This is a genomic window from Terrimonas rubra (genome assembly GCF_042686025.1).
In the GTDB taxonomy this organism is placed as follows: domain Bacteria; phylum Bacteroidota; class Bacteroidia; order Chitinophagales; family Chitinophagaceae; genus Terrimonas; species Terrimonas rubra.
The window spans coordinates 453,479-475,339 of the sequence record NZ_JBHUOZ010000003.1 but is presented as its reverse complement, the minus strand read 5'-3'; the positions used below and the strand labels follow the sequence as shown (position 1 = coordinate 475,339).

The following is a 21,861-nucleotide window of genomic DNA, read 5'->3' as shown; positions in this document are numbered from 1 at the left end:
CCTGAAGAGGGAAATATCTCATCTTATAAAATATTAAACCAACTGAATTAATTAAATTTAGCACCTTAAATATTTTTCGTCCTTAACTCATCATCATGCGTTATTTAATACTCTTTTTTATTGGAGCACTGCTTAGCTCTTCCCTTACCGCCCAATCCCTCTCCCCGCTTACCGTAGAAAAGATCATGCGGGACCCGAAATGGATGGGTACCCAGCCCGGCACGCCCCAGTGGGATATAAATGGCAGTACCGTTTATTTCACCTGGAACCCGGATAATAATACCAGCGATTCCATCTATTATATTACGGCCGGTAATAAAACACCCGTAAAAGCCACACCGCAGGAGAAAACAAATATTCTTTATGCCAGTGCGGTTACCTATAATACCAAACGTACAGCCTATGTATATGTGAAGGACGGCGATATTTTTTATACCACTTTAAAACCCGCCCGCACTTTACGTATTACCCAGACGGCTGATTGGGAAAGCAATCCCGGCTTTTACTTTAACGATAGCCGCATTGTTTACAGCCGTTCACAAAACCTGTATGCCTGGGATATCAGCACCGGTACTACCGAACAGCTTACCGAAATTAAGACCGAAGGAAGCACTGCACCCGCTGCCGCACCGCCAATGGGCCGTGGCGCAGGAGGTGGTGGTCGTGGTGGCCAGGGAGCCGGCAATCAAAACACCAACAAACAGGACGAATGGTTAAAAAACGACCAGCTGTTTTTGTTTGAAGTATTACGCCAGCGTGATGACAACCGGAAAGAAAGGGAACGTTACAATAAATCAGTGGAACAACCTGCCAAACGCGGCATCCAGTTACAGGGCAAAACCTTACGCGGGCTTAACCTGAGTCCTGACGGGCGGTTTGTTAGTTATATACTCAGCCCGCAACCGGCAGCTAGTTCTGTATCCACCTTTGTACCGGACTATGTTACTGCATCGGGTTATACCACCAATATACCCAGCAGGACCAAAGTGGGCAGTGTACAAACACCTAATGAGTTTTATATTTATGACAGGACGCTGGACACCATTTATAGTTTTTCTACCGACTCCATACCCGGCATCCTGGATGCACCGGATTATGCAAAAGACTACCCTGCCCTGTTTAAGAAAAAGCCGGAAAACAGGAAATTAAACTGGGGCAGCGCCAACTGGTCGCCTGATGGTAAATATGCCACTATACAAATAAGAGCCCTGGATAATAAAGATAAATGGATCATGGGCTGGGATGCCGCCACCAAAAAACTTACCCTGGTAAACCGTGAACGTAACGAAGCCTGGATCGGTGGACCCGGCGGCTGGCGCAGTGGTGGCTGGATAGACCCGGTAACTACCTGGTACCAGTCCGAGGAAAGTGGTTATGCGCATATTTATACTTTCAACTTTAATACCGGTAAAAAGACACAGTTAACCAATGGTAATTACGAAGTACAGGATGCACAACTCTCCAACAACAATCAATACTTCTATATCACCACCAACGAAGTACACCCCGGTGAAAAACATTTTTACCGCCTGCATATTGCTTCCGGTAAAAAAGAACGTATTACCATTATGGAGGGAGCCAATAATGTGACCCTGTCACCAGATGAAAAACAAATTGCCTTTTTATATTCTACCCCCACCCAACCCTGGGAATTATATATACAGGCCAACCAACCCGGCGCCAAACCGCAGCAAATAACTTTTAAAGCAAGATCAGCAGAGTTTAACAGCTACGCCTGGCGCCAGCCCGATGTGATCAGCTTTACTGCTGCCGATGGTGCACAGGTATATGCAAGGGTATACAAGCCGGCTAATCCCCACCCCGGCAAACCGGCCGTATTATTTGTACACGGCGCCGGCTATTTACAAAATGCCCACAAATGGTGGAGCTCCTATTTCCGTGAATACATGTTCAATAACCTGCTGGCTGATGCCGGTTATTATGTAATGGATATTGATTACCGCGGCAGTGCGGGTTATGGCCGCGACTGGCGTACCGGCATCTACCGTCATATGGGAGGCAAAGACCTTTCCGATCATGTTGACGCAGTGAAATACATGACACAGAACTTCGGCGTTAATCCCAAAAATATTGGCATCTATGGTGGTTCATACGGGGGCTTTATCTCTTTAATGGCCTTGTTTACGGAGCCGGAGGTGTTTAAATCGGGTGCGGCTTTACGCCCGGTTACCGACTGGGCCAACTATAACCACGGTTACACTGCCAATATCCTGAACGAGCCTGCACAGGACAGTATTGCTTACAAACGCAGCTCTCCCATTTACTTTGCCGGCGGCCTCAAAGGCAACCTGCTCATGTGCCATGGCGTGGTAGATGATAATGTACACTACCAGGATGTGGTAAAACTATCCCAGAAGCTGATTGAGCTGGGCAAGGATAACTGGGAACTGGCTTCCTACCCCGTAGAAAGCCATGGTTTTGTTGAACCCAGCAGCTGGACCGATGAATATAAACGCATTTTAAAATTATTTGAAACAACTTTAAAAAACTAATCCTAACTTTAGTGGCACCATTTACCTGCCTGTTTAAATTTATATGGAGCCCCGGCTGTATAGCCCTGATTGAACATAGTTGCGACGCTCCATTTAACTGCAGTAATGCTATTGAGCTGACCACTGCCACCACGATTGCCATAAACAAAGTGTATTAATACACTTACAGCCCGTATGAAATAATAAGATATTATTGTTAACATAAACAGTTATAGTCATGTATATTAAAAATGTCCTCCTGGGCGTATTAATAGCAGGCAGCACCGCCAGCTATGCCCAATCCAATTTCACCTACACACCGGAACAGCCCAAAGCCGGTGATACCATTCATATCTCCTACCAGCAAGGCGGCGACCTCACCGGTATACAGTTATTACCCGAAGCTATCGGTTACCAGTTAGGGGCCGGGCAAAAGGTAGTAGAGATACCTTTACGCCGCAGCAATGGCCGTTTGGTAGGTGTAGTACCCACCGACACTGCCAGCAACTTTATCTACTTTGCTTTTACAGCCGATAAAAAATTTGATAATAATTTTAATAAAGGCTTCTATATTCATTTATATAAAGATGGTAAGCCCAAGCAAGGCAGTTATGTAAGCAAATCGTTTTACGACCAATACTATGGCACAACCGTAGGCCTTGAAGCTAATAATGAAGCGGCTTTAAAAGCCTATGAAAAAGAATTTGAATTACACCCCGACAGCAAAAAAGCCAACAACCTTGCCTACCTGCGCATGTTTAACACGGTAAACAAAGCTGAAGGTCCGGCACGCGTACAAAAAGAAATTGAGGACTTATTGAAAACCGGTTTAAAAACCGAAGCCGACTATAATACCCTGACCTCTTTATACGGCCTGGCTAAATTGCCACAACAGGCTAAAATATTCACAGACCTGAAGAAAGAAAAATTCCCCAACGGCCAATGGGTTGCCAGCGATGCCCTGAACAATTTTAACCGTGAGCAGGACCTGGCCAAAAAAGAAAAAATGCTGGCAGATATTACGGCCAAAGCCGAAGTTGACTCAAACTGGGCTTTCTTAAAACCCAACCTGGCTTTTTATAAAGAACGTTTAATACCGCTGTATATTAAAGCAAAAGACTGGGACGGTTTGAAAAAAGTGCTTGAAACCGCTGACGTCAAAGACAATGTAGCCAAAGCCCGTTTATACAACAGCGTGGCCTGGGAAATGCAGAAAGACAGCAGTAACCTGCCCCTGGCTGAAGAACTATCCCGCTTTGCAGTAAATACCACCAAAGCAGAATGGAAAAAACCAACCGTTAAAAAACCGGATTACCTGACCACCAAACAATGGGATGAGCAGCGTAAATCAACTTACGGTATGTTTGCCGACAGTTATGCCATGATCCAATACCGCATGGGTAACTATAAAAAAGGCCTGCCTTATGCCAAAGAAGCAGCCCTGGTTATTGCCGAGGGTAAAAATGTAGATGAAAATGCTACCTATGCTTTACTGGCCGCTAAAGCATTACCTGTTGCCAAGTATAAAAAAGACCTGGAAACATTTGTAAAAGATGGTAAAGCCAATTCAGAAATTAAAGACCTGCTGAAAGAAGCTTATGTAAAAACAAACAAAAGCGAAGCCGGTTATGATGATTATATTACCGCTTTACAAAAAGAGAGCTACCTGAAAATGGTAGAGGAGTTGAAAAAATCTATCCTCAACGAAACAGCCCCTACTTTTGCGTTATACAACCTGGATGGTAAAAAAACAGATATTACCGAGTTAAAAGGTAAAACCGTTATCGTTGATTTCTGGGCTACCTGGTGCGGCCCTTGTATCGCTTCTTTCCCCGGTATGCAAAAAGCGGTGGACAAATACAAAGAAGACCCCAATGTTAAATTCTTATTTGTAAATACCTGGGAGCAGGTAGATGATAAAAAGAAAAACGCCGGTGACTTTATTGAAAAAAACAAATACAGTTTTGATGTACTGTTAGATAATGAAAATAAAGTGGTTACCGATTTTAAAGTAGACGGCATCCCCACCAAATTCATTATTGGTGCTGACGGTAAAGTACGCTTTAAATCAGTAGGATTCAGTGGCAGTGATGACAAATTAGTAGAGGAATTAAGCGTGATGATCGACCTGGCAAAAGAAGCTTCTGCCTCCGGCAAAGCATTCTAATATAAAATGGTGTTTACCAGACAATAAAGCCGGCGCTTGCCGGCTTTATTGTTTATTGACCGCCCGGTTATTTCGTTAAAAAACCAGTTTCCGGTTATAAAATACCCATGAAGTGGGTATAGATGTTATTTTTGCTTTTTAAACTATACAACAATACATGAAAAAATTATTCTCACTGTTACTCATCGCCTCATTATTTTCCTTAACAGGTTGCCTTGAAATTGTAAGGAATATTACCATCAACGAAAACGGTACCGGTTCTTTAGATACTAAAATTGACCTGGGCGAAGTATTTGAAATGGTCAAAGCTATGGGCCAGGAGCAGCAATTAGAGCAGGCAAGGGAAAAACAAATTGATACACTGATACAGGTTAAAGACCTGGCAGCAAAAAATGACAAGCTTACTGCCGAAGAAAAACAATTGTTATCAGCCGGTAATATCCGTATTAATATAAATGTTGACAGTGGCGTTTTTTATACCCAGTCCAACATTCCATTTAAAAACCTTACCGATATTGAAAAGATCAATATTTTATCGCAACGTTTTTTAAATACCACCATGGATAAAGTACTGGACGACGGTAAAGGTGAGGCGGTAGAGGAAGATAAAGAATCTTTATTAGGCGCTACTTTTGACGAGTATTATATCACCACCTATACTAAAAACAGTATTGAGAAAACACTGGATAAGACCAAAGAAAATCCTTTTACGAATGGTAATGATGAAGCAACCAAAGCCATGCAGGAAATGAGCGCTATGGGCATGGAAGTAAAAAATACCATCGTGTATAACTTACCCAGGCCTGCTAAAAAAGTAGAGGGAAAGAATGCCGTTTTATCGGCCGATAAAAAGAAAGTGACCATCACCAGTACTTTCAGCGATATCACGACTGACCCCACTGCCCTGGAATTTAAAATATCATTTTAAGCCGGTTATAAAACAGCCAGGCTATCAAGTTTGTCCTGGTCTATTTGCTGAACCAAATGGGCCAGGCTTTCAAACTTCACTTCGTCACGCAGGTATTTTTTAATGTACACGGTCACATACCGGTCATAGATATCTTCGTTAAATTCAAAGAGATTCACTTCTATTACCCTTTTGGTGCCATTTACCGTAGGCCTGAACCCAATGCTCATCATGCCTTTTAAAGCCGGTGTTTCCGGTAGCTGTGGCACCCCATTGGCCGATACCAGTTCCATTACATCGGCATATACCGCATAAATACCATTGCCCGGCAATATCTTTTCTTCATCTTCTATCGCCAGGTTGGCCGTAGGATAACCCAGCTCACGGCCTAATTTATCGCCATGCACCACTTTACCGGTAAAGAAAAAGTGATAACCCAGCAGTTCATTTGCGGTCTCCGTATCGGCATGTAAAATAGCTTCGCGGATATTGGTGGAGCTGATAGAAATATCGTTGAGTATATGTTTGGGGATTTCTTTCAGTTTATAGCTATAGGTAGCTGCCAGTTTTTCCAGCAGGCGGTAATCGCCTAAACGGTCACGTCCAAAACGGTGATCGTAACCGATGATGATGGTATGCGGGTTGAATTTAGCCACCAGGAAGTCCCTGATATATTCCTCGGCAGACTGGTTTGCAAACATATCGGTAAAAGGTACTACTACCAGGTGGTCGATACCCAGTTTATCCAGTAACAGGATACGTTCGTGTAGGGTATTGATGAGCCGGATGCCTAAAATAGCCGAAGACACCACTTTACGCGGATGCGGGTGAAAAGTAATGATAACGGTCTCACCGTCATTAGCCGCTGCTTCCTGTTTCAGTTTATCGATTATCTGGCGGTGACCCATGTGTACCCCATCAAAAGTACCGATGGTAATGACTGCATTTTTAAACCGGGGTAGCTGATCAATATTATAGTGTACTTGCATAATAATAGGTGCAAAGATAAACGGAAATGAAGATGTTGGAGGGGATTTCGGATTTCAGATTTCAGATTTCAGAATTCAGAATTTAAACACAGCTTTCCGGGAAAAAGGTTTTCCGGCCTGGTGCACAAAGAACGGAACGATGAACGGAGCGTCGCAACGCGGGCTGCTAAGTGTTACTACTGCCGGCAAAACCATAAAAAAAGCCCTCGCTGTTGCAAGGGCCTGTTATAAATAAAGTGTTGATTACCGCAGGTCTACCACTTCTACGCCGGGGTATTTTTTTACATCAAATACAAAAGAAGCGTCCGCGGGATTAACGGTAGTTACCATATTGTTCAGTGTATAGTTGATCTTGTTGCCACCATTCTCCAATATCTTAGTGCTTTGAATGGTTTTTGCATTTTTATCAACCGTTAAGTATACTTTATGGAAAGCTTTGCTTTTATCGGTTGGTGTCAGCTGAATTTCCTGCAGGGTTTTAGCCCCTACTTTTTTCTCACCGTTCAACACGTATAAAAAGTCTTTATCGTAAAAGCTGGTGAATAATTTCTGTGGGGTAAACGCATTGGCATCAGATGACACATTGTTCACCGTAACTTCTTTGGCGCTTTTGTCATAGTTCCAGGTGGTTTTACCATCGCTGTAAATTTCCTGGTCGCCAAACGTTACTTTATACTTGGTGCCTTTCATTAAAAGGGTGCCCGTTTTTTTGCTTTGTACTTTTCCCTTGGCATCTTCTATGGAATATAAAAATCCTACCTGTACCGCTTTATACGTTTTAAACTTAGCGCTTACAGCATCCAATACTTTTTTTGCTTCGGGGTCACTTTTTTGAGCCTGCAAGCCAGTAAAAGCCACAGTTAACAATAGTACGCTCAAATAAAAATTCTTCATTGTTTTTTTATTATTTAGTCTTAAAACGGCCTGCAAATATATAGGCTTTACGCTACTGCAAGACCCGTTTGGAAATAAATTGGTTGCAAATAACCGGTTTTCTTAACATTCTGCTAACCTAACAGATCGAGGTGCTGCTGCAGTTCCATATCCGTTTTAATTAACACTTCCCTGGGCTTACTGCCCTGGTTAGGGCCCACAATGCCGGCTGCTTCCAGCTGATCCATTAAACGCCCGGCCCGGTTATAGCCTAGTTTCATTTTGCGCTGCAATAATGAGGTGCTGCCGCTTTGACTGATCACGATCAGCTTTGCCGCATCCTCAAATAAACTGTCACGATCGCCCAGGTCAAAGTCCTTACCCTCCTGCTCTTTTTCATCCACGTATTCCGGCAGTAAAAATGCCTGCGGGTAGCCTTCCTGGTAACCGATAAAATCGGTTATCTTATCCACTTCCGGCGTATCCACAAAAGCACACTGCAAACGCACAATCTCGCCGTTAAAACTGATCAGCATATCGCCCTTACCGATCAACTGCTCTGCACCACCGGCGTCTAAAATAGTACGGCTATCAATTTTACTGCTCACTTTAAAGGCAATACGTGCCGGGAAGTTCGCCTTAATGGTACCCGTAATAATATTCACCGACGGACGTTGGGTGGCAATGATCAGGTGAATACCCACCGCACGGGCCAGCTGGGCCAAACGGGCGATCGGCATTTCCACTTCCTTGCCTGCTGTCATGATCAGGTCGGCAAACTCATCCACCACCAGCACAATGAACGGCAGGTACTGGTGCCCCTTTTCCGGGTTCAGCTTACGGGCCGCAAATTTGCTGTTATACTCCTTTATATTCCGGCAACCTGCTTCTTTTAACAGGTCGTAACGGTTATCCATTTCAATACACAAGGCATTTAAAGTATTAATTACCTTGCGTGTATCGGTGATGATCGCCTCGTCTTCGTTAGGCAGTTTGGCTAAAAAGTGGTGCTCAATGGTCTTATAAATGCTTAATTCCACCTTTTTAGGGTCAACCAGCACAAACTTCAACTGCGATGGATGTTTTTTATACAATAACGATACCAGTATTGCATTTAAGCCTACCGATTTACCCTGGCCGGTAGCACCTGCCATTAATAAGTGCGGCATGGAAGCCAGGTCCACTATAAAATCAGTATTATCAATACGTTTACCAATAGCAATAGGCAGGGAATGTGCACTGTTCTGGAATTTTTCCGATTCCAGCAGTGTTTTCATGCTCACCACCGTTTTACGGGTATTGGGTACTTCAATACCAATGGTTCCTTTACCCGGTATGGGCGCTATGATACGGATACCCAGGGCAGCAAGGCTAAGGGCAATATCATCTTCCAGGTTACGGATACGGGAGATACGTACACCTGCTGCCGGTACAATTTCGTACAGGGTAACCGTTGGCCCCACTGTAGCGCTGATCTTCTGTATCTCGATAGCATAGTTGCGTAAGGTTGAGATGATCTGGTTTTTATTTTCCTCCAGCTCAGCGGGATCCTGTACAATTTTTTCACTGCCATGTGTTTCCAGCAGGTCGAGCCCGGGGTACTTATAATCTTTCAGGTCAAGTGTAGGCTCATAAGGCGGTAATTTGGCCACCGTTTCCGCCGATTTTATTTCCGGCTCATTTTCCGGCTTTTCTTCTGCATTGGTTTTGATCTCGAGGGTCAATCCCCCATCATTAGGGCCTACCGTTACAATTTTAGAAGGTTTGGATACAGGCGGTATCACTAAAACCGATGGTTTGCTTTGTTGTGTTTCTTCTTCCGGTTCCGGGGCCTCTTCTTCAACAATATCCTCTTCTGTCTCTTCTTCAGGAACAATCTCATCGCGGCTATGTAACATATCTGCCACCACTTCCTTTTCTACAAACATGTCATTCACCGTGAGTGTTGCGGCAGGTTCTTCTTCGGCTTCTTCTTTTTCAACAAGTGTAAAGTCGTAAGAAGGCTTTTCTTCTGCTATTACCGGTTTCACTACAGCTGGCTCACCATCCTCTTTTAATTTATTAGCCCTGGGTTTTATTACCATCGGCTCGGCCACAACAGGTTTTACTACAGGTTGTTTTTCTTCTTCCGGCTCTGTTGCTTCTTCTGTATCATCTTCCTCTGTTGCTTCCGGTGTTGTTACCGGCTTGTTTTTCACCGGCAGGTTAAAGGCAGGATTAAATTGCCAGATGAAATAACCTGCAGCCATTAATAACAAGATAGCGGCTGTACCTATATTACCCAGTATACCAATGAGCCAGTTGCTCATCATACGGCCTACACCACCGCCCCAGGAGAACTCACTGTTACGGAATATAAAAGCCATTGAAACGGAGAGTACCAGCACCCCCAGTGTCACATATTTTAAATTACGCGAAATGGAAAATACTTTCCTGCTGGAAAGCAAATTAATACCCACCACAAAAAAGAAGGTACATACCAGTAAGGAGGCAATACCAAAAGCTTTGTAAATAAAGAAATGGGAAACCAGGGCTCCGATTTTGCCCATCAGGTTGGCCACCGATACCTTATCATCCCACAAAATGCTGCTGCCCCTGAATGCTTCATCCTGGTCCTGCCGCCAGGTGGCGAAATAGGATAATATGGCAATACCTAAAAATATAGCCAATAACAGGAATACCGCCCCCAGTATTTTATGGGTACGTTCGTCCTTTGCCAATGCTTTCAGGTCAATTTGTTCCGTTTTTTCGGGTTTCCAGGTCTTCTTATCCGCAGCAGCGGGGCTCTTTTTTTTCGGCGTCTCTTTTTTCAGCTTATTAGCCATAGTTCACAAAGATAATATAGTTTCATTTTTTACACCCAATATAGGCGGCCGGCTAAAAGTTTATCATTTTCACAACATCCGGGTCACTGTCAAGATAAAGTTTTTTCGGCAAACCCGGGCATATATCCCTGGTATTCAACTGCAGATAGGCGGACCGCCGCCCGTTTTTTTTTCGTAGGTTTGGGCCACCACTAATACCAAAGCTAAAAAGTATGGCTTTCACTACTAACCATTGTTCCAGTATATTATGCCGTAAAGACATACGCATTTTTATTTTCGTTTTTCCGTTTATTTTATCCGGCCATACGGGTTTCAGCCAAAATAAACCTGCCGGTAAACAGGATGATTATGTACAACTGAGCAAGATTAATTTTTACAAGGACATTGCAGCCTATACAAGGGGTATACATATTAAAGACAGCGAACATTTTACTGATACCTTCAACCTGAAGTCGCTGGACAGTGCCGCCATTCCGCCGGTGAGAAATACATTAAAGCAGGTTACCCAGCCCCTGGTGGTTAAGTTTAAGGTGCGGAATGATACTGATACAGCTGCTGCCGTATGGTTCTTCCCCGGCTTTTATTTCTGGCAGATAGATATATACCGGCTGACTGATAACCGACTGGTAGCCGAACCCAAGATATTACCCGCTATTGAGGACAGCATTGGTTACCGTATGCTTGCCCTGGCGCCGCAGGATTCTGCTACTTTCGTTGTTGTATTGACCTGTATTAAAACCCATGTGAACCGGTTTATACCCCGCCTGATAGGCAAATCTTTTATAGAAGCATTTTCAGCCAAACAACACGGGCAAAACAAGACCGGTGAAATTGTTACCTATTTCCTTTGCGGCCTGCTGGCCATGATGGTACTGTATTCTATGGCCAATTATTACCAGGAAGGTAATATTGAATTTCTCTATTATTCAGGCTATGCATTTTTTACCGGACTTATGCTATTTACCAAGGCCGTGTTCACCTTCAGGGCCATTACCGCCGGTTATATTATTGAAGAGTCCTTTGATTTTATTTTACATGCCGTGGGTATAATTTTTTACATGATATTCATGCGCAGTTACCTGAACACAAAAGAACGTTACCCGTTTTTATACAAGCTGTATAACTGGGGCACCTGGATATTGATTGTGGGACTGGTCTTTTACTGTTATATCTTCTATTTTACCGATAATTTCATGGCGCAGTACGGTCTGGAGAATGGCATGAAACTGGCCCTGCTTATTGTAATGCTCATCTTTATTATCTATGCCCGCCGTAACTGGCAGGATAAGCTGATGCGTTATGTATTCTGGGGTAACCTGATGCTGCTGATTTTCTCGCTGATATCCCTTTCTTCCATCGTGATGCAATTACCTTTCAGTAATTCCGTCTTCAAATCATCTGTATTCCAGTATGAAGCAGGGTTGTTCCTGGAACTGGTATTTTTTATGGCGGCACTGAATTATAAAAACAACCGCCGCATTGTGGAGGAGACCAGTGAGAGTGAAAGACTAAAAGCGGAGAACCAGCGTAAAGAGTATGAAAAAGAACTGGCCGTATTAAAGGCCCAGGAAGTAGAACGGCAGCGGATCTCGGCCGATATGCATGATGAACTGGGAGCCGGCATGACCGTTATAAGGCTGATGAGCGAAATGGCCCGTCATAAAATGCAGGAAAATACGCCCGTAGAGATCGATAAAATATCCCAGTCTGCCGATGACGTACTGAATAAGATGAATGCCATTATCTGGAGTATGAACAGTGGTAATGACTCGCTGGATAACATGGTATCCTATATACGTGCTTATGCGCAGGATTATTTTGATAATACCGCCATCCAGCTGCGCTTCCAGGTAATACCGGAGAACATCCCGCATATTGAATTATCGGGTGATAAACGCCGCAATATATTCTTAAGTGTAAAGGAGAGTTTGAATAATATTTTAAAACATGCCCAGGCAACAGAGGTAAACATTAAAGTTACACTGGATACTCACCTGGAAATAACCATTAAAGACAATGGCAAGGGCATTAATATGGATGGTATCCGCCGGTTTGGCAATGGGTTAAACAATATTAAACGCAGGATGGAAGGCATTGGCGGCACTTATGAAATATATGCCAACGACGGTACGGTAACCAGTTTAAGCCTGCCCCTGTTCTGGTGATTTTTTCAGCAGGGCCAGGAAAAGTAATAACCAGCCCGCTATAAAAAACAGGCCACCGACAGGCGTAATGATGCCTAGCTTACCCAGGCCGGTTATATCGTTTGCCTTGAGTATCGTAATCAGGTAAAGAGAGCCGGAAAACAGTAACATACCCAGTAAAAAACAATTACCGGCAGCTTTTAATAATTTGGAAGAGAAGTTTTGCCACAATACACCAATAAATAACAAGGCAAATACATGGTACATCTGGTATTGCACCCCGGTTTGAAAAGCGTTTACCGTTTCGGGTGGTACTAACTCTTTTAAACCATGGGCACCAAAAGCGCCCAGTATTACGCCTAATGCCCCCAGAAGGGCAGCCGTCATTAATAATGATCTATGCATGAAATAAGGTATCTACAAATTTGTCAATGTCGATGCTCTCCTCTTCAATGGTTACCTGGGCCTGCTGGTAATAGATCCTCCTGTCAGCAATCTTTTTCGCAATAAAATTCTTCAGCTGGTCATCGGATAGGTCACGCAATAAAGGACGATGGTCTTTTTCTTTCAGCAGTCTTTCAAAAATGGTCTGGGCGCTGGTATTGATCCATACCACCGTTCCCATTTCTTTCATGTAAACTATATTATTGAAAAAACAAGGCGTACCACCGCCGCAGGCCATGATAAAGGACTCATGACTTTCGGCAATGATATGCAGGGTTTCTTTTTCCAGTAAACGGAATTGCTCCTCTCCCTTCTCCGCAAATATTTCATTAATGCTTTTACCGGCCGAATTCACGATCTGCTCGTCCAGGTCAAAAAACGGAAGACCCATCTTGCGGCTTAACAAACGCCCCCAGTGCGTTTTACCGGTACCCATAAACCCTATTAAGAAAATCTTCATCATTTTTTAAGCAATGAACAGCTTTATTAATTAATAATTAGTAATTAACAATTAATAATAGTTAAGCGTTTAGCTTTCAGCCTTCTGCTTTAAGCTTTCCGCTTTAAGCTTTTTTCTTTCAGCCTTACTTGAATGCATTCAATCCCGTAACATCCATACCCGTAATTAACAGGTGCACATCATGTGTTCCCTCGTAAGTGATCACACTTTCCAGGTTCATCATATGACGCATTACACTGTACTCACCGGTAATACCCATACCGCCCAACATCTGGCGGGCATCGCGGGCAATATTGGTAGCAATTTCGCAGGCATTCCGTTTGGCCATACTCACCTGTTGCGGCGTAACCTTTCCTTCATTCATCAATACTCCCAAACGCCAGTTCAGTAACTGGGCTTTGGTAATTTCGGTCAGCATCTCCGCCAGCTTTTTTTGCTGCAACTGGAAACCACCGATAGGTTTACCAAACTGTATCCTCTCCTTACTGTAACGTAAAGCCGTATCATAACAATCCATGGCGGCACCAACTGCACCCCAGGCAATACCATAACGGGCTTTGGTTAAACAACCCAGGGGGCCTTTTAAGCCCTGTACGTTGGGGAATATATTTTCTTTCGGCACTTTTACATTGTCAAATACCAATTCGCCGGTAGCACTGGCACGCAGGCTCCATTTACCATGTGTAGTGGGGGTTGAAAAACCTTCCATACCACGCTCTACTACCAGGCCGCGTACCACACCTGCTTCATCCTTGGCCCATACCACAGCTACCTGTGCAAAAGGCGCATTGCTGATCCACATTTTGGAGCCGTTTAAAATAACATGATCACCGGCATCTTTAATATTGGTAAGCATACTGCTGGGATCACTGCCATGGTTGGGCTCCGTTAAACCGAAACAACCTAACCACTCACCGCTGGCCAGCTTGGGTAAATATTTATTGCGTTGCTCTTCGCTGCCATAGGCATAAATCGGGTACATTACCAGGGAACCCTGTACCGATGCGGTGCTGCGTACACCACTGTCCCCACGCTCCAGCTCCTGCATCATTAAACCATAACTGATATAATCCAAACCGCCACCGCCATATTGTTCAGGAACGGTAGGGCCAAAACACCCCAGTTCACCCATCTGCTTTACTATCTGTTCAGGAAATTCGGCACGCTGTGCATAATCCTCGATAATGGGCGAAATTTCTTTTTTTACATAACTGCGTACCGATTCACGGATCAATTTATGCTCCTCGCTCAATAATTCATCTACACCAAAATAATCCGGGCTTACAAACTGGTCTTTATTCACTGACATATAGCAAAGTAATTTTAGGGTACAAAGGTAAGAAATACGGGCTGTCGAAACCTAAAAAGTCTGTGCGAAGCAGATCTTAGATCTCAGATCTGAGATCTAAGATTTTTAGGACGCCAACTGTAGTAATCCTAATCATCGTGCCTTGCGTCGCACACTTGTACTGCACCAACAAGGTTGGGCAGCAGATTTGTCGCCAAAGGGTATAAAAAAACAGGCAAACTTTATTGCTTGCCTGTTAAACGAATTCCGGAATATTGACCCGGTTTAATCAATTAACTGTTGTTGTAAAATACGGTTGATCTCCTCCACTTTGTTCAGTGTCATAAAATGGCCGCCATTTTTAATGGTCATATCACAATGTACAAATCGCAGCGGTAAGATCCGGTCGCTTGTTCCGTGCAGGTGAAACAGGTTTTGAATGGGTGTTCGGTTGGACCAGCGTACAATTTTATCGATGGCCCAGTTCAAAAAAACCGGGTCAGTATCCTGTAAGATCTGTTTTAACAGCTTTTTTTCAAAAGCAGTATATGCGCCGAAAAACCAGTGGGTGATGGTATTTGACCTTTTGAACAGGCTTGCAGGTACCAGTTTGTGTAACCTGAGCGCCCCGGCAAAACGGTAATAAAAAGGTATCTCGTTTTTTGTTTTGGCGGAAGCTATTAGTATCACTTTTTCCGTTGTTACCTGCTTCGCAGCTTCTACGGCGATCAGGCCACCAAAAGAAAGACCAATTAATACAGGCTTTGGCGTGGTTACCTGCTGTAACAACCTGGCAGTATATTGTTCAATTGACTCCCCTTTCAGCGGAGTGATCCATTTAATAAAAGTCACTGAAAAACCGGGAAAATCAAGCCGTTCAAAAACCCTTTCATCGGCACCAAGCCCGCTAAATATGTACAGCTTTTTTGCCATTGATCTACCTGTTTACCTCAATGTCTTATTTACCATGTTTGGCTGACAGGTAATAGGTTATTTTACCACCGTTCATAATATCGGCATGGTTTAACTGCCAGCTATTGTAGGGTTTGCCGTTTAATAAAATCTTGCTGATGTAAACGTTTTTATCTGACTGGCCGATGGTTTCAATTTCAAACTTTTTGCCATTATCCAGGTTAATCACCGCTTTGCTTACTGCCGGACTGGTAATATCGTAGTAAGTGCTGCCGGGAGCCACGGGGTAAAAACCTAATGCCGAAAAAATATACCAGGCACTCATTTGTCCGCAATCATCATTACCGCCCAAACCTGCGGGGCCGGAATGGTATTGTTTCTTTAAGATCATGCGGGTACGCTCCTGGGTTTTCCAGGGCTTGCCGGCATAGTTGTACAGGTAGGCCACGTGATGCGACGGTTCGTTACCATGTACATAGTTACCAATAATACCGTCGCGGGTAATATCCTCCGTTCCGGCAAAAAACTCATCCGGTAAATGCATGGTGAATAAGGAATCCAGGTGGGCCACAAATTTTTTATCGCCGCCCATCATACTGATCAATTCTTTAGGCTGGTGCGGTACATATAAACTGTAGTTCCAGGCATTGCCTTCAATAAAACCCTGGCCATGGGTACTTAATACGTCAAACTCCTTTCTGAAGCTTCCATCGTTCAGTTTGGGACGCATATAACCGATAGAAGCATCGTATACATTCTTATAATTCTCCGAACGTTTCATGAATGTTTCATACACATCCATACGACCCAGTTTTTTGGCCAGTTGTGCAATGGTCCAGTCATCAAAAGCATATTCCAGGGTTTTGGAAACCGAAGAGCCGCTTTTATCTTCCGGCACATAACCTTTGTCAATATAATATCCAATACCATCAAAATCCCTCCTGTTGGCCGTGGCTATACAGGCATCCAATGCTTTATTGGCATCAAAACCCGGAACACCCTTCATTGCTGCATCAGCAATAACTGTAACGGCATGATAACCGATCATACACCAGTTATCATTGGCATAATGGCTCCAGATGGGTAACATTTTTAATACACTCTGGTCATAATGCACTAACATGGATTGTACCATATCCCCATTACGTTTAGGTTGTAGTATATTGAACAGCGGATGCAGTGCCCGGTAAGTATCCCACAGGGAAAAAGTAGTATAATTGGTAAATCCTTTAGCCGTATGTATCTCCTGGTCCAGGCCACGGTAACGGCCGTCCACATCCATATAGGTTGTTGGCGATAAAGCCGCGTGATACATAGCTGTATAAAAATTTTCTTTGGTTTCGTTATCGTCTGCATCAATTACCACCTTGTTCAATTCTTTTGCCCACAGGTCACGGCCCTGTTGTTGTATATTTTCAAAACTCCAGCCCGGTGTTTCTGTACGCAGGTTCATTAATGCACCTTCCTGGCTAACAGAAGAAATAGCCATCTTCAGCATTACCTGCTCGCCTTCTTTGGTATCAAAGTCAAAATGCATGCGCAGTTTTTTGGCTGCCAGGTCGGGGAAGTTTCTGCTCTGGTCAAAACGGCCCCAGAAACCACGATAGGCCTGCTTTTCATCAAAGTTCTTACTGCCATAACTTTTAAAAGGTTTGGAGAAGGTCATGGCAAAATATACGGTGCGGGTACGTGCCCAGCCATGTGTCTGGCGATAACCTGTTACCAGCGTATCGTTCACCACACGCACAAAAGTCCATACATTTTTTTCGTTGTAATTGTAAATGCCGTGCATCAGGTCCAGTATAATATGCGACTGGTCACTTTTCGGGAAAGTATAACGATGCACACCTACCCTGTTGGTGGCCGTTAACTCGGCCAGGATATTGTGATCGTCTAATTTAACTTTATAGTAAGCCGGTGATGCTTCTTCATTATCATGCGAATAGGTGGAGCGAAACCCTGTTTTTGGATCAGAAGCCACCCCCGGATTTAACTGCAAAGTGCCTACAGTAGGCATTACCAGCAGATCACCCAGGTCGGAATGCCCCGTACCGCTGAAATGGGTATGACTAAAGCCTACAATGGTTTTATCCTCGTACTGGTAACCCGCACAGTATTTATATACATCCGGGTTATACCTGCCATTTACTTCGTAAGGGATGGTGTCCGTATCCGGACTTAACTGCACCATACCAAAGGGCACGGTAGCGCCGGGAAACACATGCCCCATACGGGCTGTGCCGGTTGTTGGTTTCACATAACGCAGTAGTTCGGAACCATTGTTTTGAGCAACAACTGTTGCTGATAGTGACACAACAACAGTTGCACTCAAAAAAGCTTTAGCTAACATCATCTTGATTTAATACTATGTAATTGTAAACTTTAATATATAAAAATAGTGTAATGCAAATAAAACCAGGGCAACAGTTTATGATTTAAGAAAAGCCAGGATGTCTTTATTTATTTCATCGGCATTAACAGTAGGCATACCATGCGATAAACCGGGATAAGTGATCAATTTACCCTGCTTCAGTAATTTAGCTGCTGCCACGCCTGTTGTTTTATAAGGCACGATCTGGTCATCCTCGCCATGTAATACCAATACCGGGATATCCACGGCTTTCAGGTCTTCCGTAAAATCGGTCTCGGAAAAAGCCTTGATACAATCATACTGTGCTTTAATGCCACCCATCATACCCTGGCGCCACCAGTTATCCACTACACCCTGTGATTTTTTTGCCCCGTCGCGGTTATACCCATAAAAAGGAATGGGCAGTTCCTGGTAAAACTGCTGGCGGTTGGTCAATACATTATTGCGTATATCATCAAAGACCTTCATATCCACGCCATCCAGATTACCGGCCGTTTTTACCATAATGGGGGTAACCGCACCAATAAGAACCGCTTTAGCCACTCGTCCTTTACCATGTTTGGCAATATAACGGATGGCTTCGCCTCCGCCGGTCGAGTGCCCGATATGAATGGCATCTTTCAGGTCAAGCGCCTGTGTTAATGCCGCTACATCGGCAGCATAGGTATCCATTTCATTGCCATCGGCTGTTTGGGTAGAACGTCCGTGGCCGCGCCTGTCATGCGCAATTACACGGTATCCCTGGTCCAGGAAAAACAACATTTGTTTATCCCAGTCATCACTGCATAATGGCCAGCCATGATGAAAAACAATGGGCTGTCCGCTGCCCCAGTCTTTGTAATAAATTTCTGTCTGGTCGTTTAATTTAATAGTGCTCATGATACAATGTTTAATATTAAAATATGAGGGTTTATTAGCTGTTCTTCCTGTTTGTGGCTGGCAGCAGATCGTTGTGTATATATTCAGCAACCAAAGTAATAAAGCCGGCTATTAAACATTGCGCATGTACCGGGTATACTATTCGCCTTTAGCTGTTACATAATCTGCCCAGAGTTCATCGAGGCTTTTACCGGTTGTTTGTTCCCATATGTCGCGGCTGAATTTATTTTCCCTGGCAGCCTGGTTCAGGGCTACCATCGAACCGGGTTTCACTTTTGTTTCTATCCAGTTAAAAAATCGTGCCGTAATACGGTAACTGTTGGTATAATTATGTTTGGCATCCCAATCAGGCAGGGCCCATTTTGCAGCGGGGTTATTAATGCCAAATTTATAACGTACGTAATCGGCAATGCCCTCGGTTACCCAGCCCGGCACGCGGTTACCACCATAGTTTTGTACAATATGCATGGCTTCGTGGGTTACCACGTCAATATCTTCGGGATTATTTTTTAACCATTCAGGACTGTATACCACTACACCATTGCTGGTGGCAGCCACACCGTTGTAAAAAGGATCTACCACAAAGCTTACTTTCTTCAGGGTGTTGGCATTGTATTCAGCTGCCAGCTTAGGATACACTTCAAAGAAAGCATCCGTCATACGCTTTTGTGTAACAGCGCTGAAGTTTTCATCCTTTACGGTAAATACCAGCGTATACCCGTTTTTAGTAACCGAATCGTGGCGGTATATTTTATTTAATTCTGACACGGCCTTACTTACATCCTTAGGTATATATTTTTTTGCATCGGGATTGTATAAAGGATGTGAGAAAGAGTAAGGCACTTCATTGGGCTCTACACCTAAAGTAAAACTCGGCGTTTTTTTTTGTTGTACCAGCAACTGGCCGCCTTTTAATACATCGGTATGCGTAATAAAGGTTTTGGTCAGGGGTTTACCATTTAAACTACGGGCATGTACATATTTGTTTTGCGCTGAGCTGGCAGGCGCCTGTATCACAAATTTCTTACCATTCTCCAGGTGCAGTGTTACCGATTTGAATAACGGTGTACCAAACACATATTGATCGGTACCGGGACATACAGGATAAAAACCTAAAGCCGAGAACACGTACCAGGCAGATGTTTGCCCATTATCCTCATCACCACAGTACCCGTCGGGCGTAGGTTTATACATACGGTTCATGGTTTCTCTTGCCCAATGCTGGGTTTTCCATGGCTGCCCGGCATAGTTATATAAATAGATCATGTGCTGTATAGGCTGGTTACCGTGTGCATACTGCCCCATATTAGCGATCTGCATTTCCCTGATCTCGTGTATCACACCACCATAGTAAGTATCATCAAATACCGGCGGCATAATAAATACGGAGTCCAGCATCGTAATAAAATCTTTACGGCCACCCATTAAGTCAATCAGCCCCTGTACATCATGGAAAACACTCCAGCTGTAATGCCAGCTGTTACCTTCGGTAAAAGCATCACCCCATTTGTAAGGATTGAAAGGCGACTGGAAGCTGCCATCTTTATTACGGCCGCGCATCAGTTTATGTTCTTTACTGAACAGGTTGCGGTAGTTCTGGCTGCGGGTTGCATAGAGATCAATTTCGGCCTGTGGTCTTTTTAATGCTTTGGCCAATTGATAAATGGTAAAGTCATCATAAGCATATTCCAGGGTACGGGCCGCATTTTCATTAATACCAACATCGTAAGGCACATAACCCAAATAATTGTAGTATTTCACACCTTTACGGCCTACGGCTGTCATGGGGCCTTCATTATTGGCGCCATGTAATAGAGCCTCGTATAGTTTTTCAATATCATAACCACGTAAGCCTTTGATATAAGCATCAGACACAACTGAAGCCGAGTTATTACCGATCATGATATCGGCAAAACCGGGGCTGCTCCATTCAGGCAGGAAACCACCCTCTTTATAATCATTGATCAGGCCTTCCTGCATTTCTTTGTTAATGGCAGGATACATCAGGTTCAGGAAGGGATACAAAGCCCGGAAAGTATCCCAGAAGCCGGTACCGCCAAACATATAACCCGGTAATACCTGGCCATTGTAGGGACTGTAATGCACGATCTGTCCCTGTGCATTTTTTTCGTATAGTTTATTCGGGAAAAATAGTGTGCGGTATAAACAGGAGTAGAAAGTGCGGATATCATCAATAGAGCCACCTGATACTTCCAGCTTACCTAAGGTTTTGTTCCATATATCACGACCTTTTGTTACCAGCTGGTCGAAATTATCATTGCCTAATTCTTTTAAATTTAATTCAGCCTGCTCCGCACTGATGAAAGAAGATGCTACTTTAGCGATCACCAGGTCCTGTTTGCCTTTTATGGAGAAGCCTACCAATGCACCGCTTTGGTCACTGGTCATTTCCGCCACATTTTTTTTCAACTCGTCCTTATTCCAGGTAGCTATATTGCTGAATGGTTTGTTGAAGACAATAACAAAGTAGTTTTTAAAGTTCTTCAGGTTACCACGGCTGTAACGGGTAGAGTAACCGATGATCTTATTTTGCTCCGGTATTACTTTTACATAAGAGCCCCTGTCAAAAGCATCTACTACAATAAAGGCGCTGTCCGTTTTGGGGAAAGTAATGCGGAACATCGCTGCTCTTTCAGTAGGCGTTAATTCGGTTGTTACATCATGATCGGCCAGGTAAACGCTATAATAGTTAGGCTTAGCTATTTCCGATTTATGCGAAAACCAGCTTGCTCTTTCTTCCTGTTTGTACACTCCTTTACCTACTACCGGCATAATGGAGAATTGACCATAGTCGTTCATCCAGGGCGAAGGCTGGTGGGTTTGTTTAAAGCCCTGTATTTTATTGGCACGGTAAGTATATTGCCAGCCATCACCGTTTTTACCGGTTTGTGGTGTCCACAGGTTCATACCCCATGGCAGGCCAATGGCAGGATAGGTATTACCATTAGACAGGCCCACTTCAGAGTCGGTACCCATTAAAGGGTTTACATAATCAATGGGATTGGTCACTTTATCAACCAGCTGCGAAAACGATAGTAATGAAAATGCACAGGCGGCAAAAGAGAGCAAGATTTTTTTCATCTGTATAT

General features: G+C 43.8%; 14 protein-coding genes. 4 read left to right on the top strand and 10 right to left on the bottom strand.

What is annotated here, in order from left to right; genetic code table 11:
* The first annotated feature begins 95 nt into the window (after positions 1-95).
* The 3 genes from ACFS6H_RS11495 to ACFS6H_RS11485 all read left to right on the top strand — a co-directional run bounded on the left by ACFS6H_RS11495 (position 96) and on the right by ACFS6H_RS11485 (position 5,587).
* A complete protein-coding gene (locus ACFS6H_RS11495) occupies positions 96-2,513 on the top strand; it encodes a S9 family peptidase (RefSeq protein WP_386098493.1) in 2,418 nt (805 codons plus the stop codon).
* 217 nt (positions 2,514-2,730) lie between these two features.
* A complete protein-coding gene (locus ACFS6H_RS11490) occupies positions 2,731-4,659 on the top strand; it encodes a TlpA family protein disulfide reductase (RefSeq protein ID WP_386098490.1) in 1,929 nt (642 codons plus the stop codon).
* A 157-nt stretch (positions 4,660-4,816) separates the two neighbouring features.
* Positions 4,817-5,587 (top strand): hypothetical protein, encoded by a 771-nt coding sequence (locus tag ACFS6H_RS11485; protein ID WP_386098487.1) that lies wholly within the window; start codon positions 4,817-4,819, stop codon positions 5,585-5,587.
* 5 nt (positions 5,588-5,592) lie between these two features.
* Here the strand turns inward: ACFS6H_RS11485 and ACFS6H_RS11480 are convergent, their stop codons facing one another.
* The 3 genes from ACFS6H_RS11480 to ACFS6H_RS11470 all read right to left on the bottom strand — a co-directional run bounded on the left by ACFS6H_RS11480 (position 5,593) and on the right by ACFS6H_RS11470 (position 10,253).
* Positions 5,593-6,555: a bifunctional riboflavin kinase/FAD synthetase gene (locus tag ACFS6H_RS11480; RefSeq protein ID WP_386098484.1), complete on the bottom strand. Its 963-nt coding sequence runs from the start codon at positions 6,553-6,555 to the stop codon at positions 5,593-5,595.
* A gap of 243 nt (positions 6,556-6,798) precedes the next feature.
* Positions 6,799-7,449 carry a LolA family protein gene (locus ACFS6H_RS11475; RefSeq protein ID WP_386098481.1) on the bottom strand — a complete coding sequence of 217 codons (651 nt, stop codon included), beginning with the start codon at positions 7,447-7,449 and terminating at the stop codon, positions 6,799-6,801.
* Between the two features lie 113 nt (positions 7,450-7,562).
* The gene (locus ACFS6H_RS11470; protein ID WP_386098478.1) at positions 7,563-10,253 is read right to left on the bottom strand and encodes a DNA translocase FtsK; all 2,691 of its coding nucleotides are present in this window, start codon (positions 10,251-10,253) and stop codon (positions 7,563-7,565) included.
* Between the two features lie 212 nt (positions 10,254-10,465).
* Here ACFS6H_RS11470 and ACFS6H_RS11465 point away from each other — a divergent pair, with 212 nt between their 5' ends.
* Positions 10,466-12,418 carry a sensor histidine kinase gene (locus ACFS6H_RS11465; RefSeq protein WP_386098475.1) on the top strand — a complete coding sequence of 651 codons (1,953 nt, stop codon included), beginning with the start codon at positions 10,466-10,468 and terminating at the stop codon, positions 12,416-12,418.
* Here the strand turns inward: ACFS6H_RS11465 and ACFS6H_RS11460 are convergent.
* From ACFS6H_RS11460 to ACFS6H_RS11430, 7 genes are all read right to left on the bottom strand, one after another.
* Positions 12,395-12,802 (bottom strand): DUF423 domain-containing protein, encoded by a 408-nt coding sequence (locus ACFS6H_RS11460; RefSeq protein ID WP_386098472.1) that lies wholly within the window; start codon positions 12,800-12,802, stop codon positions 12,395-12,397. The genes ACFS6H_RS11465 and ACFS6H_RS11460 overlap by 24 nt on opposite strands.
* Positions 12,795-13,304 (bottom strand): shikimate kinase, encoded by a 510-nt coding sequence (locus ACFS6H_RS11455; RefSeq protein WP_386098469.1) that lies wholly within the window; start codon positions 13,302-13,304, stop codon positions 12,795-12,797. The genes ACFS6H_RS11460 and ACFS6H_RS11455 overlap by 8 nt, the downstream gene beginning before the upstream one ends.
* 121 nt (positions 13,305-13,425) lie before the next feature.
* The gene (locus tag ACFS6H_RS11450; protein WP_386098466.1) at positions 13,426-14,610 is read right to left on the bottom strand and encodes an acyl-CoA dehydrogenase family protein; all 1,185 of its coding nucleotides are present in this window, start codon (positions 14,608-14,610) and stop codon (positions 13,426-13,428) included.
* Positions 14,611-14,874: 264 nt separating this feature from the next.
* A complete protein-coding gene (locus ACFS6H_RS11445; RefSeq protein ID WP_386098463.1) occupies positions 14,875-15,522 on the bottom strand; it encodes an alpha/beta hydrolase in 648 nt (215 codons plus the stop codon).
* A 25-nt stretch (positions 15,523-15,547) separates the two neighbouring features.
* Entirely contained in the window at positions 15,548-17,854 is a 2,307-nt protein-coding gene (locus tag ACFS6H_RS11440; RefSeq protein ID WP_386098460.1) for a GH92 family glycosyl hydrolase, read from the bottom strand.
* A gap of 75 nt (positions 17,855-17,929) precedes the next feature.
* The gene (locus ACFS6H_RS11435) at positions 17,930-18,751 is read right to left on the bottom strand and encodes an alpha/beta fold hydrolase (protein ID WP_386098457.1); all 822 of its coding nucleotides are present in this window, start codon (positions 18,749-18,751) and stop codon (positions 17,930-17,932) included.
* Positions 18,752-18,889: 138 nt separating this feature from the next.
* A complete protein-coding gene (locus ACFS6H_RS11430; protein WP_386098454.1) occupies positions 18,890-21,853 on the bottom strand; it encodes a GH92 family glycosyl hydrolase in 2,964 nt (987 codons plus the stop codon).
* Positions 21,854-21,861: the final 8 nt, after the last annotated feature.

What these genes read in the sequence shown, in the direction of transcription:
- ACFS6H_RS11455 (WP_386098469.1), bottom strand. Translation starts at nt 13,304, where the DNA reads ATGATGAAGATTTTCTTAATAGGGTTTATGGGTACCGGTAAAACGCAC.
- ACFS6H_RS11470 (WP_386098478.1), bottom strand. Translation starts at nt 10,253, where the DNA reads ATGGCTAATAAGCTGAAAAAAGAGACGCCGAAAAAAAAGAGCCCCGCT.
- ACFS6H_RS11450 (WP_386098466.1), bottom strand. Translation starts at nt 14,610, where the DNA reads ATGTCAGTGAATAAAGACCAGTTTGTAAGCCCGGATTATTTTGGTGTA.
- ACFS6H_RS11480 (WP_386098484.1), bottom strand. Translation starts at nt 6,555, where the DNA reads ATGCAAGTACACTATAATATTGATCAGCTACCCCGGTTTAAAAATGCA.
- ACFS6H_RS11465 (WP_386098475.1), top strand. Translation starts at nt 10,466, where the DNA reads ATGGCTTTCACTACTAACCATTGTTCCAGTATATTATGCCGTAAAGAC.
- ACFS6H_RS11495 (WP_386098493.1), top strand. Translation starts at nt 96, where the DNA reads ATGCGTTATTTAATACTCTTTTTTATTGGAGCACTGCTTAGCTCTTCC.
- ACFS6H_RS11475 (WP_386098481.1), bottom strand. Translation starts at nt 7,449, where the DNA reads ATGAAGAATTTTTATTTGAGCGTACTATTGTTAACTGTGGCTTTTACT.
- ACFS6H_RS11485 (WP_386098487.1), top strand. Translation starts at nt 4,817, where the DNA reads ATGAAAAAATTATTCTCACTGTTACTCATCGCCTCATTATTTTCCTTA.
- ACFS6H_RS11445 (WP_386098463.1), bottom strand. Translation starts at nt 15,522, where the DNA reads ATGGCAAAAAAGCTGTACATATTTAGCGGGCTTGGTGCCGATGAAAGG.
- ACFS6H_RS11435 (WP_386098457.1), bottom strand. Translation starts at nt 18,751, where the DNA reads ATGAGCACTATTAAATTAAACGACCAGACAGAAATTTATTACAAAGAC.
- ACFS6H_RS11440 (WP_386098460.1), bottom strand. Translation starts at nt 17,854, where the DNA reads ATGATGTTAGCTAAAGCTTTTTTGAGTGCAACTGTTGTTGTGTCACTA.
- ACFS6H_RS11490 (WP_386098490.1), top strand. Translation starts at nt 2,731, where the DNA reads ATGTATATTAAAAATGTCCTCCTGGGCGTATTAATAGCAGGCAGCACC.
- ACFS6H_RS11460 (WP_386098472.1), bottom strand. Translation starts at nt 12,802, where the DNA reads ATGCATAGATCATTATTAATGACGGCTGCCCTTCTGGGGGCATTAGGC.
- ACFS6H_RS11430 (WP_386098454.1), bottom strand. Translation starts at nt 21,853, where the DNA reads ATGAAAAAAATCTTGCTCTCTTTTGCCGCCTGTGCATTTTCATTACTA.